Source organism: Brevibacillus sp. FIR094, assembly GCF_050477165.1.
GTDB lineage: Bacteria > Bacillota > Bacilli > Brevibacillales > Brevibacillaceae > Brevibacillus.
In genome coordinates this window covers 1-22867 of sequence record NZ_JBEAES010000005.1, presented here as the reverse complement: position 1 = coordinate 22867, position 22867 = coordinate 1, and the positions used below count along the sequence as shown (strand labels likewise).

The following is a 22867-nucleotide window of genomic DNA, read 5'->3' as shown; positions in this document are numbered from 1 at the left end:
CATTTGCTATTCGTCTTGTTTATTTGTTTGTCGTCCATGGAAACTTCTCCTCATTCAAGCATTCACCTCCTATTATAAGGTTGTTTGACAGGAAAGGGAAACCGTTAATGTGGCGAAAACTGTTAAAGACCTGTTCTCGTAAGATGGCGAATCCCCAGCGCACAGCCACTCGTCACAAACAGTATACACATGACTGCAAACGTTCCCAGCTCTCCTAGCGATAAACTCTCTTGACTGAGCACGCCCATGCCAATCGTTAAAATCGACAGAGGAAAAAACATCCCGAGCCCAGACACATACAAGCCCAGTCCTACAAAAACAGAGCAAACACTAATGCCGACAGGTACAGCAAAGCTCTGTATCCGCGTGGAAAGCCATAGTTGGAAGGCGATGATGGTGAACGAGGCCAACCAGCCTCGCATGATCCATCCGAACACTTCCGGAGGAAACGAAAAATGTGCGTGTAGTCCGGCGATGAAACCCGCGCAAATATACAGCACGAGGAAGAAAAGCTGCACAACAAAAAGGAGAACGCCAACCACCACCAACTTCGCGAAAAAAATCGTTGGGATAGCTACCGGTGCTGTCAGTATCACGTTCCAGTTACGGTTTACATGCTCCAGTCTGCACACAAACGAACAGCAGATCGCGATGAGAATGGGCAAGAAAAATTCTCCGTAGAACAAGCTCACCTGCGTCCACAGGCTATACCAGCCATTTTGCAGGATCGCTTGGTTCATCCAGTAGTTGCCGAAGCCGATCAGCGTACTGAAAACAGGAAGCACAAGCAAAACGAGCCATATACGAGAACAACGCAGTTTTACCCACTCTGCTCCCAAACATCTGAGTAGCATAAAAAGTCCTCCCTATACGTCTTGCCGGGATACGTGAATGCTCCCAGCAAGGTAGAATGAGATGCCCATGAGTACGACGATGATCGGCAAATGAGCGCCGATTTCACGTGTAGTAAACAGCATGGTTTCGTTCACGTACTGATACGTAACGGGCGAAAAATCTACATAGTACGACCAGATGAAAAGGCGTCCGACTTGTGGCGGAAACAAGCTCGCTGTCATCCCAATGAACCCCCCGATCATCCCGAGACATAGGCTAAATGCCTGATTTTTGATGGCGAGAGAGATCCATTGTTGCAGAGCAATCACCACGAGATTCGTCAGCATTGTCCCTGCTACAAAGCAGAGTAATAGGCCAATCGGAACTGGCTCTGCTAAACCAAAGCCAATGCCAAATGCCACGATCGACAATGCCTGTAGAATAACGGCACCCCCCATCAAAACAGCCGCAGAGACGAATTTTGCCGCATAAACCGCTTTTCGACTGACGGAGGTAGCCATCAGCAGCTTCCATGTACGCCCTTTGTGTTCCATATCACAAATCCGTGAAACAATGACAGCCGAACCGATCGGCAAAAACAATCCGTTCATGGCTGTAATCGTGACCAGTATAGCGCTCCACGACGCGGCATCTGGATTTTTAGTCATGGAGATACTGACAGCCATAAACCCCCATGCCATTTCGATACTCAAAAGAATGGCGAGCATAAGAAACAAATGCTTATGTCGAATTTTATAAAACTCTAGCCAAAGCGTCCTCATTACAAGCTCCCCTCCTTGCCTGTAAGGGAGAGGAAAATACTCTCCAAGCTTTTTTTATGCTCCTCAATGCGATAAACATCAATGCCCGCCATAATCAGCGCCCGGTTTGTCTGCGCTACCTCTCTATCCCCCATGCCTTCCATGACAAGGAAGCCATCTTGGAGGCTTGGAGAAAGCTCCATATCTATAAGAACTCTTCTCGCTTTTTCATTGTCCTGCGTTTTCATCCACACACTAGGCTGACTATTCCGTTGCAACTGCTCCATACTCCCTTGAAACAGCAGTTTCCCCCCGTGAATAATGCCGATGGACGAGGCCACTTGTTCGATTTCCGAAAGCAGATGGCTGGAGAGCAAGACGGTCATTCCATACTGCTGTGGCAACGATTGAATCAATTCTCTAATTTCACCGATTCCCGCAGGGTCCAGACCGTTTGTCGGTTCATCGAGGATGACGAGCTTTGGAAAATGCAGCAACGCCATGGCAATTCCCAATCGCTGCTTCATCCCGAGAGAATACTGATCCACCTTTTTGTTCTTTTGTTTTTCCAAACGGACGATTTGCAAGGCTTTCTCTACATGTTTGTCCGGGACATCTCGCAGGCGCTGCATGACGCGCATATTTTCCAGGCCGGTAAGATGACCGTAATAGGAAGGAGCCTCGATCAAGGAACCCGTCTGACTCAAAATCTCAATTCGGTTCCTGCTAAAATCCTTCCCGAATACGGATACACTCCCTTCACTCGGCTTGACTAATCCTAGCAGCATTTTAAGTGTCGTCGATTTTCCTGCACCATTTGGACCGAGGAAGCCATAGACCTCCCCTTCTCCTACCGCAAGATTCACCCGATGGACAGAATAGACCCCTCCATAGCGTTTTGAAAGGTGTTCCGTTTGAATCACTGTATTCATCTTTTCTCGCTCCTATCTGTTGGTCTCTCCTACGAAATCATAGAGTCCCAACCCGTCGATAAGCTGACAGGAACCTTACGACAACCTTAAATTGACTCTGAGTGGGTAGAACACACAATTCGAGCGAGTATAATGAATACGGGTGATTCAATATGGAAGAATGGAAACAGAAAAAAGTGCTCATCGTGGAAGATGAGCTTGAAATCAGAAATATGATCGATGGATTTTTGCGTAAGGAAGGATTCTCTCGTATTTTTCATGCGGGTAGTTGTAAAGAGGCGTTAGTGATTTGCGCTTCGGACAAGCCTGATGTCGCGATCCTGGATGTCATGCTGCCTGATGGAGATGGATTTGGACTGTTGACTTCGATCCGTCGTTTCTCGCAAATCCCTGTCATTTTTCTTTCAGCGAGAGGGGAAGATGAAGATCGGTTGCTCGGACTTGGCCTGGGGGCTGACGACTATATTGTGAAGCCATTTTTACCGCGCGAGCTGGTTCTTCGTCTCCTGGTCATTTTACGACGCGTTTACGCTCCTCCCCAAATCGATCGTCTGTCCGTTTTCCAGCTTGGTGACAGTACGATGATTTGGAGGCGGCAATCGTGATGAGAGATCACCACGAATACGCTTTGACCGCCAAGGAACACGCGCTCTTGCGAAAACTCTATGAAAATCGGGGACGAATCGTCACGAGCGATGCCCTTTGCCAATCCGTATGGGGTGATGATTACTACGGGTATGAAAACACGCTGATGGTTCATATGCGGCGCATTCGCGAAAAAATCGAGCCTTGTCCGTCCACTCCTGAATATTTACTGACAGTAAGAGGACTCGGATACAAATTACTCGTAAAGGAAGAGTTGTAGATGGATGGAGCCGCACGAATTTTACGTCGTTATACAGGTGCTTCTATCCTGATCGCCGTCTTTTTGCTCATCGTCAATTACATCATTCTTGGTACATTTGTTTTCAAAGGCATGAACGAAAGATCTTCTCCCGTTCACGTCACACAAACTGTCGCAGAAGGTATCCACAAGAACGATTCCAACAGGTATACATTGGAACCAAATGCACAGGAATGGTTACAAAAGAGTCAGGCTTGGGCCATGCTGATTACGAACGATGGGAAGGTCATATGGGACTACGCCATACCGGACCAATTGCCCCGCGCCTATTCTCTGGCAGAAGTGGCGCAGTTCTCGCGAAATTACTTACAGGACTATCCTGTTTTTGTTTGGGGGCATGAGATGGGGCTGGTCGTCGTGGGCTACCCGAAGGACAGTCTCGCCAAGTACCAGTTTCATTTCCCAATCAGTTGGATAAGCGATTTGCCGTATCGATTACTGGCTTTGCTTTTCGGAAATATTCTACTCGCCGCTCTTCTCTCGCTATTCATCGGCTCTCGACTCATTCGAGCAATTCGCCCTCTGATTAGCGGGATTCACGCTCTGTCAGAAGATCAGCATACACATGTCGAGGCAAAAGGAATGTTCAGCGGGATTGCCAGAAGCATCAACCATGCATCGTCGCTCCTACAAGAAAAGAACGCTTTGCTAAAAGCAAGAGACGAAGCACGCTCGAACTGGATCGCTGGAATCTCCCACGACATACGCACGCCATTATCGATGGTGCTCGGGTACGCCAGTGAATGGGAAGAGAGCGACGCGGTGCCATACGAACAGCAGCAAAAAGCAAGCATTATTCGAAAGCAAGGGGAAAAGCTCCGGTCTCTGGTCAGCGACTTGAATCTCGTTTCCATGCTGGAATACGAAATGCAGCCCATTCATACCAAACCGATTCGGCTATCGACACTTGCTCGGCAAATTGTCACTGACTTTTTGAACAACGATTTGGCAGAGACCTTTACCATCGAGCTAGATGTCACGACTGAGCATTGCTTTGTGATGGGCGATGAAAAACTTCTGGTCCGCGCCATCACGAATCTGGTTCAAAACAGTATCGTGCATAACCCATCAGGCTGTCACATCCACGTGCAAACGACCCTGTCACCCAACCAGCGCGATGCTCTCCTGATTATCACTGACAATGGAAAAGGCATCGAGCAAAGCATGCTGCCTGACTTGGTGGAATTGCCTTATTCATCCAAAAGAAAATCTCCCTCACACAATGGTCATGGTCTCGGTTTGCCCATGGTTACACGTATTGCTGCCGCTCATCATGGACGCCTGTTGTTAACAAGCGATACAGGAAAAGGGATGACAGCAGAACTTTGTTTTCCCCTTTCCTCCTAATCGGAAAAGCACCTCCTCTGTCTCGCTAATGGAGAGTAAACTCTCAAGAGCGTGCAAAGGAGGTGCTTTTTGACTACTTCTGCGTCAATTACTTCACGAGATCGCGCATGATCTCTTCTGCTTTGACGTCAGTCGTAATCAACTTCTCTTTTTTCATCCAATCAATCAGTGTTTCCCAAGATTCGGTCGTCTGGTATCCAAAAGGCTTTTCTCCCGCATCCATCAACGGAATCAGAATATCCAAGCTCTTGGTCTCAATGTCTTCTTCCAGCGGGAATTCGCTCGCTTGTTTGCTCAACAACAGGTCAAGTGCTTTTTCTTTGTTGTTCTTCACATAGTCTTGTCCCTTGCCAATCGCACGAAGGAAGCCTTCCATCGCTTGCTGTTTTTTGCCTAATGTATCGTCGCTGGTCGCCAATACGAGCTCATAGTAGTCCGGTACACCAAATTCAGAAGGCTTGAAAACATTCACAGAAACACCGTGCTTCTCCAAAATCGGCAGCTCGTGATTGATGTAGCCGCCAACTACTGCATCAACCTTTTTGGCAGTCAACGCTGGAACAATATCGAATCCGATATCGGTAAAGACCAAGCCTGAATCGTCTGCACCTGCATGCTTGATGACTTGGCGGACGATCGACTCGTTAATCGGAATCGAAGGATAACCAATATTTTTGCTAGCCAGCTTTTGCGGAGTATCGAGTCCGCTATCTTGACGTGTCATGATCACGTTCAGCGGATGACGGACGAGAGCGCCTACTGATACAACCGGAACACCTTCGGAACGAGCCTGAATTAGCTGATGTTGATAGCTGATTGCCAAATCTACTTTACCCGCAGCCGCCATCTTCAATGGATCATTGCTATCTGAAGGCATTTGCATGGTCACCTTGAGGTTCTCGTCTTTGAAATAGCCTTGCTCCTCTGCGACATATAAGAAGGAATGGACAGCATTCGGATACCAATCGAGCGCAATCGTAAGCTCAGTCGGCTCCGCTCCTTTATCAGCAGGGGCTGGTGTCTGGCCAGCATCAGTGCTCGCCTGATTGCCGCAAGCAGCAAGACCTGTTGCTAATGTGAGTGCCATGAATGCTTTCGTCCATTTGTTGAAAGGTTTCATTGTTGTTCTCCTTTGATTTTCATATGCGGGGAAAAATGACGTTCGACTCGTCCAGCCAGCCAAAACAGCAGCATACCGAGAATCGAGAGCAACAGGACCGAGGCAAACAACGCAGGAGCCTGAAAATTCCCTGATGCCCGTCTGCCAAAGTACCCGAGACCCTCGCTCGCTCCCAGCCATTCCCCAATCGTCGCCCCAGCCACACTGTAGGTAGCTGCCACTTTGAGACCACTGAAGAAATGGGGTAAACTCGACGGGAGTTGCAGCTTGGTGAAAATTTGTCCGTTTGTTGCCCCCATCGTTTTTAACAGCTGGAGCATTTCCTTGTCCGTCGAGCGAAGTCCATCATACGTGTTGACGACGATCGGAAAGAAAGTAAACAGAATCGTAACCGCGATTTTTCCAGATAAATCATACCCGAACCACAAAATAAATACGGGTGATAATGCAATAATTGGGATCGTTTGGGAGATGACGATATACGGATAGACCAAGCGCTCCACAATCCGACTGCGAATCATCACAAATGCAAGAGAGATTCCAAACACAATCGAGATCGATAGCCCCAGTAACACTTCCTGTAACGTCGCCCAAAGATGGACACCTACTAGAGAGGCACGTAAATCCCATAACGATACGACCACAGCGCTAGGCGGCGGTAAAATAAATGGCGGTACTCCGAGGAAGCGACAGCCAGCTTCCCACACCAGGAGAAAAATGGCGATGGAGATGCCAAACCAGATGCCTCTCCCCATCATGCTTCTCTCCTCAACTGCTTCATTGCTGCTTGGCGCTCCTGTCGAAGCAGTTCCCAAATTTGTTCACGCAATGCCAAAAATCCGGCTTGGTTGCGACTGCTCGCCGTTCGCGGTCTGCTCACCGGAACGGTTAATTCGATCGGCTTGGTGATCGGACTACCTGAAAGCACGATAATACGATCTGCAAGTAAAATGGCTTCGTCGATATCATGTGTAATCATCAGCATCGTACTGCCTGTTTCCTGCCACTTTTCCATCAGCCACTCTTGCATGTCCATTTTCGTAATTCCATCCAATGCACTAAACGGCTCATCCAACAGCATCATGTCAGCCCCAGAAAACAACGCGCGCAAAAAGGAAACCCGCTGACGCATCCCACCGGAAAGCTGAGCTGGATAGCTGTCAGCCCAATCCTGAAGCCCATACCTTGGCAATTGCTGTCTGACGCGCTCATGCGCTTCTTTTTTCGTCATACCTTTGATTTCCAGCGGCAAAGCTGCATTTTCGGCAATCGTACGCCATGGCATGAGCAGATCGCGTTGGGGCATATAGCCGACCTGCCCCAAACGATTTGCAACTGCTTCACTGCCTAGTCTGATTTCACCTTGCCCTGGCTCAAGAAGACCTGCGATGAGCTGAAACAGGGTGCTTTTCCCGATCCCGCTCGGACCGATCAAGCTGACGAACTCCCCTTTTTCCACACGCAGATCAAAATGATCGAGAATCTGCTTGTCGCCATACGAAAAGCTGACGTCGGCGAAAGCTAGTTGTTCTCCCACGGCCACATTTCCTCTCTGTAGGACATGTCCCAGAACATGTACTCCATTTTGGAGGTATTGACAAAATACTCTTCCAGCTTGGCCAGTTCTTTCTCGCTCTTTCCTTCTGCCAATTGGTTCATGATATCCATCAGCCAGATCGCCAGCTGCCCAAACTCATCGGAGCTGTACATGCGTACCCATTCACCGTACAGCTCGTGATCCAGCGCGCCTTCTACTTGTGCCAAGCGCTTGCCGATTTCCCAGTAGCTCCACGTGCACGGCAGTAGTGCACTCACCAATTCTGCCAGTGACCCTTGATGAGCGACACGAAGCATGTAGCTGGTGTATCCCAGCATAACAAACGAAGGCTCTGTCGCTTCCAGCTCCGCGCGAGAGATGCCAAAGCGCTCGGCATACTGACGATGCAGCTCCATCTCTGTGTTCAGCGTCGATTCTTGCAAAGCCGCGAAGCGAGAGCTTGTTTCCAGATCGTACGCCTTCACACTCGCAATCGCGAACATTTTCGCGTAATCAATCAGATAGATGTAGTCTTGTTTCATGTAATATTTGAATGCACCAACGGGCAGACTGCCATCTCCAAGTCCAGTGACGAAAGGATGTTGATGAACACGCTCCCAGATCGGGGCTACACTTTTTCTCAAACGATCAGTAAAGGTTGTCATGCGCTACTCACTCCTTCGCTTCCTTTGGGGTATTGCACCAGGTGGCAATGAAACGGGCCATGATCTGGGCAAAATGAACGAGCTGGTCAGGATCAATGAATTCATCTACGGCATGGGCATACGTGAGCTCACCAGGACCGAAAAGTACAGCCGGAATGCCTGCATGTGCAAACCAGCCTGCATCCGTCACCGTAGGCGACATATTAACGATAGGTGCTTGATGCATGTGACTTTCATATGCGGATTGCAGCGTTGACAAACCCGGATGTTTCGTATCCAACTCCAGTGAAGGGAAGATCTCACCGCGCTCCTCAATCATCGAACGTCCGCCCCACCGGAATGTTGGAGGATTATCTCTCAGCCAAAGATCAGCTGCTGCAGCACGTCCGACGTGATCCTCGATCTCTCGGATGATCTCTTCGTAGGATTCATTCGGATAAAAATGAACGGTAATCCATAGTGCGCAACGGTCTGCGATGAACGCTGCGTGACGACCACCCTCGATGACTGCGGGATTGATCGTATTGCTGCCTGCCGGAAAGCCGGGATAGGACTTCATGACAGCCCAATCCCGCTCCAGCTCCTGTAGTGCGGTGATCACCTTCGTCATTTTTTCAATGGCAGAAGCTCCTCGAACGCGTCCGCCTGCATGAATGGTCTGGGCGCGCATTCCGTCATGCAGCGTCGTCGGACTCTCAATCGTGATCCAACCTGTGATGACCCCGCCCTGTCCTTGCATTTGGAGATTGCTCGTATCCACTACAACAGCGTAGTCAGCCTGATGGCCACGCTCGATAGCGACCAATGTCCCTGCTTCACCCGCTTCTTCTCCGATGACGGATTGAAAGAGCAGATCGCCTTGGAGCTCTATTCCGTGTTCGCGCAGCATTTGGATCGCAAACAAGCTCGCTGCCAGCCCACCTTTCATATCCGCAACACCACGGCCGTACAGGCGCCCATCCTTGCCATGTGTCAAAGCAAACGGCGGATAGGTCCACCCCGCATCATCTCCGACTTCAGCCACATCGATATGCCCGTTGACAATCAAGCTGTTTGCCTCGCTAGAGACACTCCCTGATAATCGACCGACGATATTATCGTCTCCTGGATATACCGGCCAACGATCGACCTCGAATCCCATCGCTTGCAGTCTGTTGGCGATTACTCCTTGTGCGGCATCGCTGTTTCGCGCGGGAGGACTCACAGTTGGATGAGAAACGAGCTCTGCCAGTAATGCAAACAGCTCTTCTTTGCGGCTGGCAATCGATTCTACCGCTTCTGTCAGTCGATCCACGCTACTCAATCATCCCTTCAGTCGGGCTGCTTGCGGACGCGTAACGCTTTTTCGCGATACGACCTGCCAGGAAGCCTTTGCGACCTGCTTCCACACCGAGCTTCATCGCTTCTGCCATCAGGACAGGATTGTCAGCGAGGGCGACTGCTGTATTCAACAAGACACCGTCAGCACCCAGCTCCATCGCTTTCGCGCAGTCTGCTGGCGAGCCAATTCCTGCATCCACGATAATCGGAACTTTCGCATCCTCTATGATAAAGCGGAGGTTATTTTCGTTGACAATCCCTTGTCCGGAACCAATTGGTGACGCACCTGGCATGACCGCATGTACGCCAACTTCTTGCAAACGTCTAGCAAGAATCGGGTCGTCATTGGTGTAGGTCAGTACGATAAAGCCTTCTTCCACCAAGATTTTCGAAGCCTCGAGCGTACCAATCGGGTCAGGGAGAAGGGTTTTCGGGTCTCCAATGACTTCGACCTTGATCATGTCACACAGTCCAGATGCTTTAGCCAAACGGGCAATGCGCACTGCTTCTTCTGCTGTAAAGGCACCTGCTGTATTAGGTAGCAGGGTGAATTTTTTCAAATCGAGCTGTTCCAAAAAGTTCGGTTCTTGCGGATTTTCCAAATTCAAGCGACGAATCGCAAATGTCAAAATTTCTGCTTCCGACACCTCTACTGCTTTCCCTTGTGTATCCAAATCAGCGAATTTACCTGTCCCGAGAAGCAAGCGGGAGCGAAACTCGTAAGATCCAATTTTCAATGTATCCATCATGATCATCCTCCTCCGACAAAATGAACGATTTCTATCCGATCTCCGTCTGCAATCGGTGTTTGTTCGTACGCTGAGCGATCAATAATTTCACCATTGCTCTCTACGACGACAATCTTCTCTTGCAGGGAATAAGAAGCAAGCAAGGCTCGCACTGTCGTGATCTCTTCCGCCAACTCTACTTTTTTCCCATTCAGCTGAACAATCATTGATTACCTCCTTCTACTGGAAAAAAACGGCTTCTCCCGCCTGCCTGAGTCGATTCAGACAAACAGAAGAAGCCGTATACCCATCCCATCTCCCCGGACGGATGGCATAAAAAAACCATCCGCCTCGGATGGTTGAGTGAGATCTTATCATGCATGCACGCAAACAAGCATAGTTCCGCTCGGATGCGACACGTGATACCGATTCCAAATACCTCTTCCTCCGCTGGCATGACCCAGGTCAGGTTCAACGGTCAGTAACACACTCGTTACAATCTCAGCCAACGTTGCTTGGCTCCCGTTTGGTAGTAAAGCTATGCAATTGTCGTACATTCGAGTACTACAGTACCACTCTATTTTGTGTTTGTAAAGGCTTCCTTGTGCATCTTTTCCAGCTCAACGAGACAGCGCTCTGCCCAAGCTGCCATTTTCGCAAGCTTTTCCATTTCTCTCTCCATCGCCTGACGCACAGATTCCTTGTAGTCTGGAATCGCACCATTATAGCGAATGACCCCTTGGGCAGGTGTCATGAATTTTTCCAAGTAAGAGAGTGCTGGACGCTGGTGAAACAGCGGCACATCTACTTCGTAGGAAGAATGCAAATCGCCTTGCGTCGGATATTTGGTAACGGCCAACACTTTTACCAGCAGCTTCGAATCGTGGATTTCCAATATTTCTGCAATATATTCACCAGTTCGCTGCGCAACGCGAACGATATCTCCCGGATTCCAGCTCATCGCGGATTCCTCCTTTTATTCAATCAAATGTATTTACATGAGTGAGGCTTCCAGCAGTTTGCGAGCATGCAGCAATACTTCTTCCGCATCCACTACTGACTGACCGCCACCTTGTGCCATAGCAGGATTTCCTCCGCCTTTTCCTTCAATGATCGGCAAGGTTTCTTTCAACACTTGATTGATGGCTACGTTGACTTCTTGCCCACGAGCAAACACGATTTGCATTTTGTCTTCGGTAGTAGCAGCTAAAAGGCAAATCGAATCTGGCGCCAGAGCAGTAGCCAGCTGTGCGAACTGCTGAAGCTGTTGAATGGTTTTGTCCGTGAAGGTATGCATAATGAGGCGAGAATGACCGAGTTGGCTAGCAGCAGATAGTTGTTGATTGACTTCCACTTCTAACAGCTGCTTATCCACTTCTGCCAATTTTGCCTTCAAGATGTCACGTTCTGCAAGGAGGCGTTCCGTCTGTGCGATCAGTTCACCTTCATTGGTAGCGAGCAGCTTCGCCGTATCACGAACGACAGCTTGCTTTTGGTTGTAGTCCCGCAAAGCTCGCCAGCCACAGATGAATTCCAGACGAATGTTTCCGCGATGTCGCTCCCAGCCCAAGATCTTGATCATCCCGACTTCGCCCGTACGCGCTGGATGTGTTCCTCCGCATGGGTTGTAATCAAACTCAGGTATCATCACGACACGAATATTTTCAGTAACGGTCGGCTGTTTTTTCAAAGGAAGCGTTGCCAATTCCTCGTCATCAACGAACCGCGCAATGATGGGGTGGTTTTCCAGAACAATCTGGTTCGCTCGCTTCTCTACGTTCTCCCATACATCTGTTGTCAACTCATCCAGTCGTACATCAATGGTGACACGCTCTTTGCCCAAGTGAAAGGCAACGGTCTCGGCTTGCACGACTTCCAGGAAGGACGCAGATAAAATGTGCTGGCCAGCATGCTGTTGCATGTGATCGAAGCGGCGGTCCCAATCGATGTGACCCGTTACTTCCCCTATGATTTCGGACAAGGGAGCTTCCAGTCTATGGCGAATTTCGCCTTCTACCTCTTCCACATCTACCACACGAATCCCTTCCAATACGCCCAGATCGGAAGGCTGTCCACCTCCAGTAGGGTAAAAAGCCGTTTGGTTTAGTACCACGTAAGGTGTCCCGTCTTGCTCGAGACCAGCCTTCGTCACTTGGGCAGAAAACGTTCTCGTATAGGCATCCTGATAATAGAGTCTGTCGTCCATCGTTACTCCTCGCTGCATGGAACCATGGTTCCAGCCTGATTCTCCCACGTGGGGGCAAAACAAAAAACGTATGTAGAAAGCTTAGCCAAACAAGTGATCCATTTGTTTTTCGCGCTCTCGGCGCTCCTCTGGGCTTGCCAAGTCATACTTTTTCAATAAATGAAACAGCTCATTTAGACGCTCTTGGCTGAGTTCGCCATTCAACTGATTTTTGAATTGACTCACACGCAACGCCGACAGATGTGGAGCTTGTTCTGCCAGTTTTTTGAGTACGTCCTCATGGCTGTGATCCAATTTGCACTCTCCCATGATTTCTCCCCTTTTCCTTACTGTGTCATCTTCATCATACCATGATTTTTCATTCAAAAAAAAGGCGTACAACCCGTGATGGAATGTACGCCAGATGACTATGCACGCTTGCGGACGCGAAAGTTCTCCTCGATCAACAGCCAATTTTGCGGAAATGGCAAACCGAGTTTCCAGTAGCTGACGCCTCTCAAACCAAGCTGTTTAACCAAATTGAACTTGGCTTGGATCGACCGCGCATCTTCAAACCACACCTGATGTTGCTTACCTTGATCATCCGTGTACGTAAAAAACGGAGCCTGCGCGCGATAGTCATACCGGATCACTGCATTATGCTGAGCAGCCAAAGCAATGGCCGCTTGTGGACTCAGAGCTTTCGCTGTCGTTCCTCGCTCGTACGGTAAGGTCCAGTCGTATCCGTACAGATTTTGGCCCATCAAAATTTTCTCGGCGGGTATTTCGGTAATGGCGTACTGCAAGACACGCCGCACCGGTCCAATCGGAGAAACCGCCATGGGAGGTCCACCACTATAACCCCATTCATATGTCATGATCACGACAAAATCGGCAAGCGCTCCTATCGCCTTGTAATCATGGGCGGAATACCATTTGCCCGCTTGCTCGGCACTCGTCTTCGGTGCGAGCGCTACAGACATCATCAACCCCGCTGCATGTATACGGTCCCTTGCTTTTCGCAAGAAGTTCGCGTACGCTTCTGCACCTGTTGTGGGCAATGCTTCCAGATCAAAATGGATATCCCCCATTCCCAGCTCACGGGCGGTCGCGAGAATATTATCCAACAATTTGTTCTGGAGCTCTTGATCATTCAGGATGAGTGCGCCCAGTTCTGTACTGAACTGACCTTTTTCCAGATTGGTAACGACCATCATAAGTAGGACCTGGTTTTCTTTTGCGATCGCCGGAAAATTGTTCAGTGTAGGTCGTTCGAGGGTTCCATCCCGTTTGATACGAAAGCTGAACGGTGCCAAATACGTAAGATGAGGGGCAGCCGTCCGAACATCTGCTTCCAGCGCTGGTGGGACAGTCCTGCGCGGTTCCACATATGCATTGAAATCTGCCGCTCGTCTGGGGCGAGGCGGGATATATAGCTTTTGCCCGATTTGTAACGGTTTATAGGGAGAAATCCCATTGACGCGAGCAAGCTCTGCCGCGCTGATCTGGTGACGCTGACCGATGGTATACAACGTATCTCCTTGTCTAACCCAATAATAGCTTCCTACAATCGGGATCACCATCGCCTGTCCGGTTGCCAGTTTATTGGGATCTGGCAATTCATTCGCCTTGTTGATCGCTTCCGGCGTCGTTCCGTACGTCTCGGCGATGCTTGCTAAGGTTTGTCCTTCTTCCACCACGTGGATTTGCATACGCCTCCTCCTTCGCATTTCTTCTCTCTCTGTCATATTCATGGCGAAGGAAATAGGTGTATGTCTAGGCCAAGGGTTTCAGTACATCGTATAAAAATCCAACGGACTGGATGGCATAATGGCGTTCCAACAATTCATTTCTGTGAAAAATAAGTAAGGCGGGAACGCTGGTCACTTGCCATTGTTCTGCCAATGCAGGCGCCGTATTAATGTTGATCTGGTACAGCTGAACGGTAGGTAATGTTTCTTGCATGATGCCGAGCATACGTGCTGCGAGCTTGCAGGTCCCACACATCGGTGTATAGACAAAAAGTGCGAGCCACTCCTTTTCTTGCAGGTATTGGATCAGTTCTGTTGAGGTTAGTTCTTGCAAGTCGTATCTCTCCTTTCTGCACATTGGACATGATGCAGGATCTAAACAACCTTTTTCTCTCCGCAAATAAAAAACGACAGCAACCAACCATAAGGTAGCACTGTCCATTTGGTACCCTTATACAATTATGGAACAAAGCCCACCACTACTCTACGCCTCATTGCTTTATTGTAGTTGGGGCGGCATTTACACATCCTACATCGTGGCTATATTTTGTATTTTTATAAAAATCATCGATATTTATTAATGGAAGCCAATATAATGGGTTATCTTTCAATATCCCCTCTAAAGCTAGTATAATACCAGAACTCCCTGTTTGAAAGTCATCAGATAAACGATAACAAAACTGTCCCGAAAATAAAATATGATTTTCCTTAGGAATTAAAAATAAACGTAACAATTCTATTACACCATCTTTTTTGTTTGTATACGCAGAATCACTTTTTCCTAGGAGATATAGCTGATGGTACCCGCCTACGAAAAAAGTAGACTACAAGCAATAGTGGCTGTAGTCTACTTTCTCTTTCAAACTTACGCTTATCTCGCAATTGTTGTATGAGCCAGCTCCTCCGTCACGGTACAAACCGCACTCGAATCCCAGCTACCCTTGCCTTGTGCTTTCGCTGCCTCATACATTTGCGCAACCGTTCCCCCAACGAGAACAGGCACTTGCTGTTCACGTGCGGTTTGCGCATAGAGCTGCAAATCTTTGTGCATATGATTCAAAGAAAAGACCGTATTTTCATACGTGCCGTACAAGATGTTAGGCCCAAAAACGGAGAGCACACGATTGTGGGCAGAGCCTTTGTCCATGACGGCTGCCAACTTGTGTGGATCGATACCTGCTTTTGCCCCGACACTGAACGCCTCGCCCAACGCTGCTGTGATGACGGCAACGACAGAGTTGTGACAAAGCTTCGCCACTTGTGCAGAGCCGGACTCCCCCAGATAAAAGATTTCCTTTCCAATTGCTCTGAGATAGTCCATGATATCTGGAAGCTTAGCCTCATCACCGCCGACCATAATGGTCAACGTTCCGGCCGCAGAACCCGCAGGTCCTCCACTCACCGGACAATCGTAGTAGTAGATCCCTTTTTCTACGCCGTGCTGATTCAGACGTTTTGCTGTAGCAGGATCGATCGTACTCGTATCAAATACGAAACTGCCCGCCCCTAATGATAAGAAAAGTCCGTCCGCACCCAGCATGACTTCCTCAACAATCGCAGGACCTGGAAGCGAAGTGAAAACGACACGTGCTACGCTACCCACTGCCTGTGGAGACTCGACGACTATTGCTCCTTTTTCCTTCGCCCAGGCTTTTGCTGCTGGACTTGGATCATAGGCATACACGTGGTAGCCTTTTTGCAATAGATTGCAGACCATCCCTTTACCCATTGCACCAATGCCGATCACACCAATCGCTTCCATCTTCGCTCCTCCTGCTTTCCCTATACTTATGGTCGAATATATACCGTTTTGGTCTCGACATAAAAATCGAGTGCTGACTCCCCTTGCTCTCTCGGACCCAATCCAGATATCTTTTTGCCACCAAACGGAAACTGAGATTCAAAATGAGTCGACGGCATATTGACATGTGTGACACCTGACTGAATGCCTTTGACAAATTGGAAAGCTTTTTGCAAATCGTTCGTAAAAATTGTGGAGGACAACCCAAATTCCACCTGGTTAGCCACTTGCATGGCATGTTCGAATGAATCCACATCGATCACAGCGATCACAGGGCCAAAAATTTCTTCGTTGGCAATCGTCATCTCCTGCGTAATGCCGGTAAATACCGTCGGCGCGACGAAGTAGCCCTGGGCGAGATCACCTTCTACAAGGCGCTTACCCCCACATTCCAGTACGCCACCTTTTTCAATCCCCTTTTGTACATAATGAAGATACAAATTGAGCTGATGCTCGTCCACTACTGGACCGTTATGATTGTCTGGATCGAAACCATTCCCGATTTTCAAGCTCTTCGCTCGCTCGATCAATTTTGCTTTTACTTTTTCAGCTACTTCGGGAACAACCAATACGCGACTGGTCCCCGTACAACGTTGCCCATTATCGAAGAATCCACTCAGTACGATGGAATCGATAGCGAGGTCAATATCGGCGTCCGCGAGAATGATCGCCGGATTTTTCCCACCCATCTCCGCCTGAATCTTGCCTCCTCGGGCTCCAACTGCTCTCCCCAAGGCAAGTCCAACTTCAGAAGAACCCGTAAATGAAATCCCTTTGACCAGTGGATGATTTGCCAATTCATCACCGATAACCGCACCCGGTCCTGTTACCAAATTCACGACACCACTCGGAACGCCGCTCTCGATCAGGAGTTCTACCAGCTTTACGCTAATCAAGGAGGTGTTGCTCGCTGGCTTGAACACAACTGTATTGCCTGCTAGGATGGCTGGGACGATCTTCCACAAGCCAATCCCCAACGGGAAATTCCATGGGGCAATAATCGCGAAGACCCCGATTGGCTCTCGCACTGTGTAACCAATTACCCGTTCATCAAAGGAAGGCACGGTTTGACCTGTCAAGCGAGTGGCTTCCCCAGTCAACTGCTTCATAGAGGTGATTGTCTTGGCGACCTCGCCTCTCGCTTCCCGCAATGTTTTTCCTACTTCACGAGTGATCGTTTCTGCGAGATCTTCTTTGTGTTTTTCCAATAAGTGAATGAGGGAGAACAAGAATTCTCCACGTATGGGAGCCGATTTTTGCGACCATTCACCAAAAGCATTGGCAGCAGCTTCAATGGCAGAACGCGCATCCAGCCCGTCCGATTTTTGAAAATAACCGAGAACCTCATTCGTATTGGCAGGGTTCGTGCTGGGGAAAACCTGTCCAGTATGGCTCGTCACCCAAGCTCCCGCGATGTAGTTATTGTAGGTTGCTGTCAAATCGTCTCCCACCTTCCGCATCTTATAGAAGTATTGTATATAGCAAAAATTATGAATACAATGTATATACAGACACTTATTTCCAACTACTAATGTGTATTTCTCTACATGGAGGACACGTAGATGAATTCATTTTCGCTCCTACTTGAAAAGCTGCACAAATGGCTTGGCGATCATCCCTTTTCAATCTGGTTCCAATTTTCTCGTGATCGACATTTTCGGCTTATTTTCTCTTCTTTCATGAAACGCTGCCACGAATATTCCCCCTATGACAGTACCACTCTGCGACAACGATACTAGCCACCTACGTTATACATATGAGTCCCTTCCTACACAACAGATATACCGTTTTTTCTACGAAAAGGAAGGACAAGCCGTTATTTGCCTCGTGCATAAAACAAAGCAACCAGTCATCCTTACCTCTGACCAATGGGAACTATTGTGGTTCGGGATTCGCCTGTTGTTGGCAGAAGAAAAAATGACTGCAAAAGCCGAGGAAAGTAAGAAGCTTTTTGAAGGGATTCGTTCGATATCTGCTACCCTCGACGTTCACCAAATTGTCCGTGGCATCATAGGTAATGCACTGGCTGTTATCCCGGCTGCTGACGCAGGTCTCTTGCACTTGTATGATCCCTCTATCGACCGTTTGATTCCGAAAGCGACTGTCGGTTTTCATGATACAGTGTTCAAGGATCTCAAAATGTGTGTTGGCGAATCCATCGCTGGCAAAGTGTTTGAGGAGGGAATCCCACGCTTGTACAAAACTAGCCAAGAAACAACCCACGCGATGAAGGACATCTCCGCTGACAACTTTCACTCCCTGAACCACGCAAAAACATTGCGAGACTTGAATGGGTTGCTATGCGTTCCGATATCACGTGAAGAAAAGCGTATCGGCGTACTCGTCCTGCACCAGTTTCATCAAGAAAATGTGTTTACGGAGTATGACCTCGACCTCCTCCAAGGCTTCGCAGACCAAACTTCCATCGCCCTGCAAAATGCTGAGCTCTATGCAGAAGTCAAGCAAGCGTATGAGCATATGGCTGCCATTAGCGCCGAACTGCAAGCCAAGCACGATGATTTGATACAGCGCAACCATATCCATGAATCCATCAAGCAGTTGTCCTTGCAAAATAAAGGGGCAGAAACAATTGTAAAAGCCCTCAGCAAAATGACAGGCTATTCCATCTATTTCGCCGATTGGCTTGAGCAAAAAATGTATCCTGAAAAGAGTGCTTTATTTTTTAGCTGGGATGAACTGTATACATTAGTGAACAAAAGAAGACAGCCTGTTTCTGTCAACCTGTTCTCTCCCTCTTCTGGTGCCGATCAACTGTTCTGTTTGTATCCACTAATCAATGGGAGCATCTTTCTCGGATGTCTCATGATTCCCTTAGACGAACGTGGCCTATCTGATCTCGCACGTATGACGGTCGAGCAAGGGAATGCTGTGCTCATACTGGATTTGGTGAAAAAACAATCGATCAGCTCCGTGCTGTACAAGCGAGCACACGATCTTTTTCAAGAGCTGATCGCAAGCAAAGGCAATGAACTGTTTGATCGCGCCCGTTCGATGGGGTTACAGCCGCAAGCAACATACTACGTGGTTTATGCCCATCTGACGCAGTGCCATGATCTGGCTTTGCTAGAAGCAAACATTCACCGGCTCATTACCCGCTGGAAATGGGAGTTCAGTAAAACGCAGATGTTTGTCTACGGATTCCATAACCATGTCACCCTCCTCATCTCCCGAGATGGCAAGGACATCCGGGAGAGGCTGCAGCAGGCGTCTTATGAGTGGGGACTTGGAAAAGAAGCATCGTTATCGATTGGCGTGGGAAGTATGGCAAGCGGGATTGAACAAATCAGCAAAAGCTACGAAGAAGCCAAGAAAGCTGCTCACTACTTGACAAACCGCAGCCGTTACGGTGTGTTGCATTACAAAGACCTTGGTGTCAATCGCCTCATGCTGAACCAAAGTCAGGCCGATATTGATGCGTTCATCCAAGATGTCTTTGCCCCTTTCTGGCAAGACCCGGAAAAATATCAGGAATGGGAACAGACGATCATCGCCTATATGAAATGTAGCCAATCTCCTCAATTGACCGCCAAAGAGCTGCACATTCACGTCAATACGTTGTATCAGCGCTTGCGTAAAGTCGAGGAACTCCTTCACATCGATTTGCGAAATCCGGAGGACTTGCTGAAATTACAGCTCGCTTGTCATTTGCGTCAGGAAGGATAATCGAAAGTGTTTACCATTTTGTTTACCATAATAAAGTTATGTAAATTAATTCTCTATGTAAATCGTAAAAAACAGATGTGAATTTTCCTCTTGTAATATTTGGATAATCACCCATAATGAACATCGGGGGCATCAGGCACCAAACACCCCAGAGATTCGCGCCCTACTACAGGTAAAGGAGTGATGATGTTTTGGATTCGCAAAAACAAATGGAAACGCATATGAGAGGTTCCAAACGATAATTTCATCCCTTCTCTCATATGCTATGGGAGGAAATGAACGAAATGTTTGCTCAAAAGATGGTTCAAGGAACGGAACTCACAACCGATTGCTTCCATAGCGCAACCACTCTGTTCGAAGCGTTGAAGCATCATGTATCTATCAAAGGGGTCATTACGGGTGTTATTCCTGGTAGAGTATTCCTGTCAAATGACGCGAGATCAGCCTTGTTGACAAGCCCCCAAGGTATTTTTCTAGGAGGCAGTGTTAATAATCCCTTCTTTTTTGAAGAAGTGAATGCATTGCTCAAAGAGGAGATTTTACCGCAGCTTGCTGCTGATGAACAGCTTGACTATGTCCTGTTTTATCCTACGGATGAGAAGTGGAATGACATTCTCGATAACGTGATGAAAGATATATTTCCCATGAGAAGCGGACGAATGATCTTTACTCACCATTTACAGGATCTTTCCCCTCCTGCTGACGACCAGATTGTCCCGATAGACAGCAGCTTTTTGAAGCGTAAAGAATTGGTAGGTCTTGAAGCTGTTATCGATGAAATAGCAGAGAACTGGCCATCCATAGCAGCCTATGAAAACAAAGGCTTCGGTTGTGCCGCGATTCAAGATACCGATGAGGGGCCTACCATTATTAGTTGGTGTATGACGGATTGGGTAGTAGAAGACGAATGTGAATTGGGTATAGAAACCGATGAAGACTATCGGGGGAACGGATGGGCTCGAAAGACAGCATTGGGTGCTCTCTCACTCGCTAAACAACGCGGAATCAAAAGAGTGGGATGGCAGTCCTGGTCAAATAATATAGGTTCGCAGCGAACAGCCTTGTCTCTCGGTTTCGAGCTGCTCGCGGATTTCCCGGTTCTGTTCGGTTGGAACCTTCCTTTAAACAATTTCCTTGTCAACGGCAACCACTATATGCGTGGCGACCTGAAATATGGCGTGGAAAAAGACTACGTCCGCGCCGCATGGAGTTATGCCCAAGCACTTGATCAAGGCTGGGATTGGGGTGGGGATCCGGCCTTGTATTGGAATGCTGCTTGCTTGTTCTATCTGAATGGTGAAGAGGACCGTGCAAAGCATTACTACAAAAAGGCTATCGAACATGGCTGGATAAGCATTCACCACCCGCATTATCATGATTTTGTGTACAGAGAGCAGGACAGCGATCAGATCACTCGTATTCTTGCTGAATCCGTTAGATAATGGAACCGGCCGCCGTTTAATCGGCGGCTTTTTGCTGAGCTCAACCATTTTGCCACTATTTCTCTGCCTTCGAATGAAAAAGAAATGGATTGCCGTTCAAGTAGTTTTTGATCATAGGTATTGCATAGGGCTGTTCGTCTTTTAGCCCTTCAGTTTCCCTGGGGTCAGGAGCATGATGACTATAATTTTCAATCATGACCATCACCGTGAAGCTCTCTAGTTTGGATAGCCAGTCCCCTTCTAGTTTTCGCAAACTCTCGTAGCCTTTTAGGACTAGCTCTCTTTGAGCAGGATATAAACCCAATATGGTATGGGCGATATCATAAAGATAGTAACCAAACCCACATCTTCCAAAGTCAATCGGACGAGGATCTCCATTGTAAAAAACGATGTTACCTTGGTGCAGATCACCGTGAATGATTCCATAGTGGCTGCTACTCTTGTCCAATTTGTCAAGACAAGTGAGTATTTTATCCGCCGCCAATTGATATAGCTCGAATTCTTCTTCTGTCAGAAACCGTTGGTAATGCTCCGTCAAACGAGTCATGGACTCTTTGAAGCTATCCTCTCCCCAGGTCGGACGCGCAAATACAGGGGTCAATTGGAAATCCTGGGATACTGTATGAAGCTTTGCTAACAGGACGCCTTCTTTGTAAACTTGGTCTTCCGTTAGTTCATCATCTACATGCTCCCCTTCGACCCAACGCATGACGGATACGAAGACACAGTCACCATTCGCAAGTTCAATGCCCACTGTCTTGGAACCATTGCGGCACGCTATTCCCGTTGGAATCGCTACCTCTATTTTTTCATGCAAATAGCTGAGCCACGCAAGCTCGGAATCAATTTCATTTCTGTTCTTGTTTCCGTGAATACGGAGTAAATAGGTACCATCCTTCTCTGTTTCTATCACAAACGTGCAAGTGTCGGACAGTTGGTTGAAACGAATCTGTTCCCCATCCAAGTCGTATTCGTGCATCGCCTTTTGTGCGATTTCCTGTAACTGGGCCACTACCTTCTCGATGTCATCTTCAGAATCCAACTGAAATAACCTCGTCATGCGAATCCCCCCATCCAATATATGGATCACATGCTTACATTCGTTTGATTTCCGCCATACTCCTCTTTTCTTTCTTTTCGCTTGACTCCAACCTAAGGTCAGACTGCAAACTCAATTTCAGGAGGTGAATCGCCATGTTGTATACCGTTAATGAGGTAGCCAAACTGTCTGGTACCACAATCAAGACACTGTACCATTATCAAAAGATTGGCTTGCTCATGCCCGAAATCGTTACAGAAAATGGTTACAGATATTATGGTGAAAATGAACTCAAGCGGTTACAACAAATCTTGTTTTATCGTGAGCTGGATTTTTCGTTGGACAGCATTAAAGCTGCACTTGATCACGAACCAGACAGACTTCGTTGTTTATGTGAGCAACAAGCGATGTTAAAGGCACGCCAGCTTCGATTGGAGCGTATCTTGCTTACTTTAGAAGAAACGATTCGACACGAAAGGAAGGAAGGAAATATGTCCACTGAGAACATGTTTAATGGATTGAACGAAGAAGAATGGAAGCAGGTATTCTCTCAACAAAATGAGCATTTGCAGAAAGCCTACGATTTTCGATTAGATACAGAGAATCTGGACGTGGCTTCCATGAATGAAAAAGCTGCCGAAGCGACTGCTTTCATGACGTCTATGGCAGAGGCGTTGAAAAACAACAAAAGTATCGATGATGAAACAGTTGTTTCTGCTATCAAAAACCACCTTGCTTTTTTACAAAAAGACCATCCGATTGTAAACTGTCCCCTTTGTAAAGGACACTTTTAAAAAAGTCTAGGCAACGTTAAGAA

General features: G+C 47.9%; 23 protein-coding genes, 1 pseudogene and 1 riboswitch. Of the genes and pseudogenes, 5 read left to right on the top strand and 19 right to left on the bottom strand.

From position 1 onward, the window contains the following. Nucleotides 1-122: 122 nt before the first annotated feature. The 3 genes from ACQ5DJ_RS05380 to ACQ5DJ_RS05370 are packed head-to-tail and all read right to left on the bottom strand — an operon-like array spanning nt 123 to nt 2527. Nucleotides 123-854 (bottom strand): ABC transporter permease, encoded by a 732-nt coding sequence (locus tag ACQ5DJ_RS05380; protein ID WP_429841530.1) that lies wholly within the window; start codon nt 852-854, stop codon nt 123-125. A 12-nt stretch (nt 855-866) separates the two neighbouring features. After that, nucleotides 867-1616, bottom strand: coding sequence for an ABC transporter permease (locus ACQ5DJ_RS05375; RefSeq protein ID WP_429841529.1), 750 nt, complete (start codon nt 1614-1616; stop codon nt 867-869). Beyond that, complete coding sequence (locus ACQ5DJ_RS05370; RefSeq protein ID WP_429841528.1) at nt 1616-2527, bottom strand: ABC transporter ATP-binding protein; 912 nt, start codon at nt 2525-2527, stop codon at nt 1616-1618. Before ACQ5DJ_RS05370 ends, ACQ5DJ_RS05375 begins: the two co-directional genes overlap by 1 nt. A gap of 152 nt (nt 2528-2679) precedes the next feature. On the opposite strand from ACQ5DJ_RS05370, the pseudogene ACQ5DJ_RS05365 reads away from it, so the two are divergent. Next, nucleotides 2680-3392, top strand: a pseudogene (locus tag ACQ5DJ_RS05365) (response regulator transcription factor). After that, nucleotides 3393-4778 carry a sensor histidine kinase gene (locus ACQ5DJ_RS05360; RefSeq protein WP_429841527.1) on the top strand — a complete coding sequence of 462 codons (1386 nt, stop codon included), beginning with the start codon at nt 3393-3395 and terminating at the stop codon, nt 4776-4778. Nucleotides 4779-4866: 88 nt separating this feature from the next. On the opposite strand, the gene ACQ5DJ_RS05355 is transcribed toward ACQ5DJ_RS05360, so the two are convergent. The 15 genes from ACQ5DJ_RS05355 to ACQ5DJ_RS05285 all read right to left on the bottom strand — a co-directional run bounded on the left by ACQ5DJ_RS05355 (nt 4867) and on the right by ACQ5DJ_RS05285 (nt 17345). After that, on the bottom strand, nt 4867-5898 hold the full coding sequence (locus tag ACQ5DJ_RS05355; RefSeq protein WP_429841526.1) for an ABC transporter substrate-binding protein: 1032 nt from the start codon (nt 5896-5898) through the stop codon (nt 4867-4869). After that, a complete protein-coding gene (locus ACQ5DJ_RS05350; protein WP_429841664.1) occupies nt 5895-6653 on the bottom strand; it encodes an ABC transporter permease in 759 nt (252 codons plus the stop codon). The genes ACQ5DJ_RS05355 and ACQ5DJ_RS05350 overlap by 4 nt, the downstream gene beginning before the upstream one ends. Continuing rightward, on the bottom strand, nt 6653-7435 hold the full coding sequence (locus tag ACQ5DJ_RS05345; protein WP_429841525.1) for an ABC transporter ATP-binding protein: 783 nt from the start codon (nt 7433-7435) through the stop codon (nt 6653-6655). The genes ACQ5DJ_RS05350 and ACQ5DJ_RS05345 overlap by 1 nt, the downstream gene beginning before the upstream one ends. Next, the gene (gene tenA, locus ACQ5DJ_RS05340) at nt 7420-8100 is read right to left on the bottom strand and encodes a thiaminase II (RefSeq protein ID WP_429841524.1); all 681 of its coding nucleotides are present in this window, start codon (nt 8098-8100) and stop codon (nt 7420-7422) included. Before tenA ends, ACQ5DJ_RS05345 begins: the two co-directional genes overlap by 16 nt. 7 nt (nt 8101-8107) lie before the next feature. Beyond that, the gene (locus ACQ5DJ_RS05335; RefSeq protein ID WP_429841523.1) at nt 8108-9403 is read right to left on the bottom strand and encodes an acetylornithine deacetylase; all 1296 of its coding nucleotides are present in this window, start codon (nt 9401-9403) and stop codon (nt 8108-8110) included. Continuing rightward, complete coding sequence (locus ACQ5DJ_RS05330; RefSeq protein ID WP_429841522.1) at nt 9396-10169, bottom strand: thiazole synthase; 774 nt, start codon at nt 10167-10169, stop codon at nt 9396-9398. Before ACQ5DJ_RS05330 ends, ACQ5DJ_RS05335 begins: the two co-directional genes overlap by 8 nt. Before the next feature lie 2 nt (nt 10170-10171). Further along, nucleotides 10172-10375 (bottom strand): sulfur carrier protein ThiS, encoded by a 204-nt coding sequence (gene thiS / locus ACQ5DJ_RS05325; RefSeq protein ID WP_429841521.1) that lies wholly within the window; start codon nt 10373-10375, stop codon nt 10172-10174. A gap of 198 nt (nt 10376-10573) precedes the next feature. Next, a riboswitch (TPP riboswitch) is annotated at nt 10574-10684 on the bottom strand. 41 nt (nt 10685-10725) lie between these two features. Continuing rightward, complete coding sequence (locus tag ACQ5DJ_RS05320; protein ID WP_429841520.1) at nt 10726-11109, bottom strand: kinase-associated lipoprotein B; 384 nt, start codon at nt 11107-11109, stop codon at nt 10726-10728. Nucleotides 11110-11142: 33 nt separating this feature from the next. Next, complete coding sequence (locus ACQ5DJ_RS05315; RefSeq protein WP_429841519.1) at nt 11143-12354, bottom strand: alanyl-tRNA editing protein; 1212 nt, start codon at nt 12352-12354, stop codon at nt 11143-11145. An 81-nt stretch (nt 12355-12435) separates the two neighbouring features. Further along, nucleotides 12436-12663 carry a hypothetical protein gene (locus ACQ5DJ_RS05310; RefSeq protein ID WP_429841518.1) on the bottom strand — a complete coding sequence of 76 codons (228 nt, stop codon included), beginning with the start codon at nt 12661-12663 and terminating at the stop codon, nt 12436-12438. 98 nt (nt 12664-12761) lie between these two features. Next, complete coding sequence (locus ACQ5DJ_RS05305; RefSeq protein ID WP_429841517.1) at nt 12762-14045, bottom strand: LysM peptidoglycan-binding domain-containing protein; 1284 nt, start codon at nt 14043-14045, stop codon at nt 12762-12764. A gap of 64 nt (nt 14046-14109) precedes the next feature. Then, nucleotides 14110-14418 (bottom strand): thioredoxin family protein, encoded by a 309-nt coding sequence (locus ACQ5DJ_RS05300; RefSeq protein WP_429841516.1) that lies wholly within the window; start codon nt 14416-14418, stop codon nt 14110-14112. 157 nt (nt 14419-14575) lie between these two features. After that, nucleotides 14576-14818, bottom strand: coding sequence for a hypothetical protein (locus tag ACQ5DJ_RS05295; RefSeq protein WP_429841515.1), 243 nt, complete (start codon nt 14816-14818; stop codon nt 14576-14578). Nucleotides 14819-14955: 137 nt separating this feature from the next. After that, nucleotides 14956-15846: an NAD(P)-dependent oxidoreductase gene (locus ACQ5DJ_RS05290; RefSeq protein ID WP_429841514.1), complete on the bottom strand. Its 891-nt coding sequence runs from the start codon at nt 15844-15846 to the stop codon at nt 14956-14958. Between the two features lie 26 nt (nt 15847-15872). Next, nucleotides 15873-17345: an aldehyde dehydrogenase family protein gene (locus ACQ5DJ_RS05285; protein WP_429841513.1), complete on the bottom strand. Its 1473-nt coding sequence runs from the start codon at nt 17343-17345 to the stop codon at nt 15873-15875. Between the two features lie 247 nt (nt 17346-17592). On the opposite strand from ACQ5DJ_RS05285, the gene ACQ5DJ_RS05280 reads away from it, so the two are divergent. Then, nucleotides 17593-19569 (top strand): helix-turn-helix domain-containing protein, encoded by a 1977-nt coding sequence (locus ACQ5DJ_RS05280; protein ID WP_429841512.1) that lies wholly within the window; start codon nt 17593-17595, stop codon nt 19567-19569. Nucleotides 19570-19853: 284 nt separating this feature from the next. After that, nucleotides 19854-21011, top strand: coding sequence for a GNAT family N-acetyltransferase (locus ACQ5DJ_RS05275; RefSeq protein ID WP_429841511.1), 1158 nt, complete (start codon nt 19854-19856; stop codon nt 21009-21011). Nucleotides 21012-21066: 55 nt separating this feature from the next. Here ACQ5DJ_RS05275 and ACQ5DJ_RS05270 read toward each other — a convergent pair whose 3' ends face one another. Further along, a complete protein-coding gene (locus ACQ5DJ_RS05270; protein ID WP_429841510.1) occupies nt 21067-22071 on the bottom strand; it encodes a phosphotransferase enzyme family protein in 1005 nt (334 codons plus the stop codon). A gap of 134 nt (nt 22072-22205) precedes the next feature. Between ACQ5DJ_RS05270 and ACQ5DJ_RS05265 the strand changes: the two genes are divergently transcribed. Next, on the top strand, nt 22206-22844 hold the full coding sequence (locus tag ACQ5DJ_RS05265) for a MerR family transcriptional regulator (protein WP_429841509.1): 639 nt from the start codon (nt 22206-22208) through the stop codon (nt 22842-22844). Nucleotides 22845-22867 lie beyond the last annotated feature (23 nt).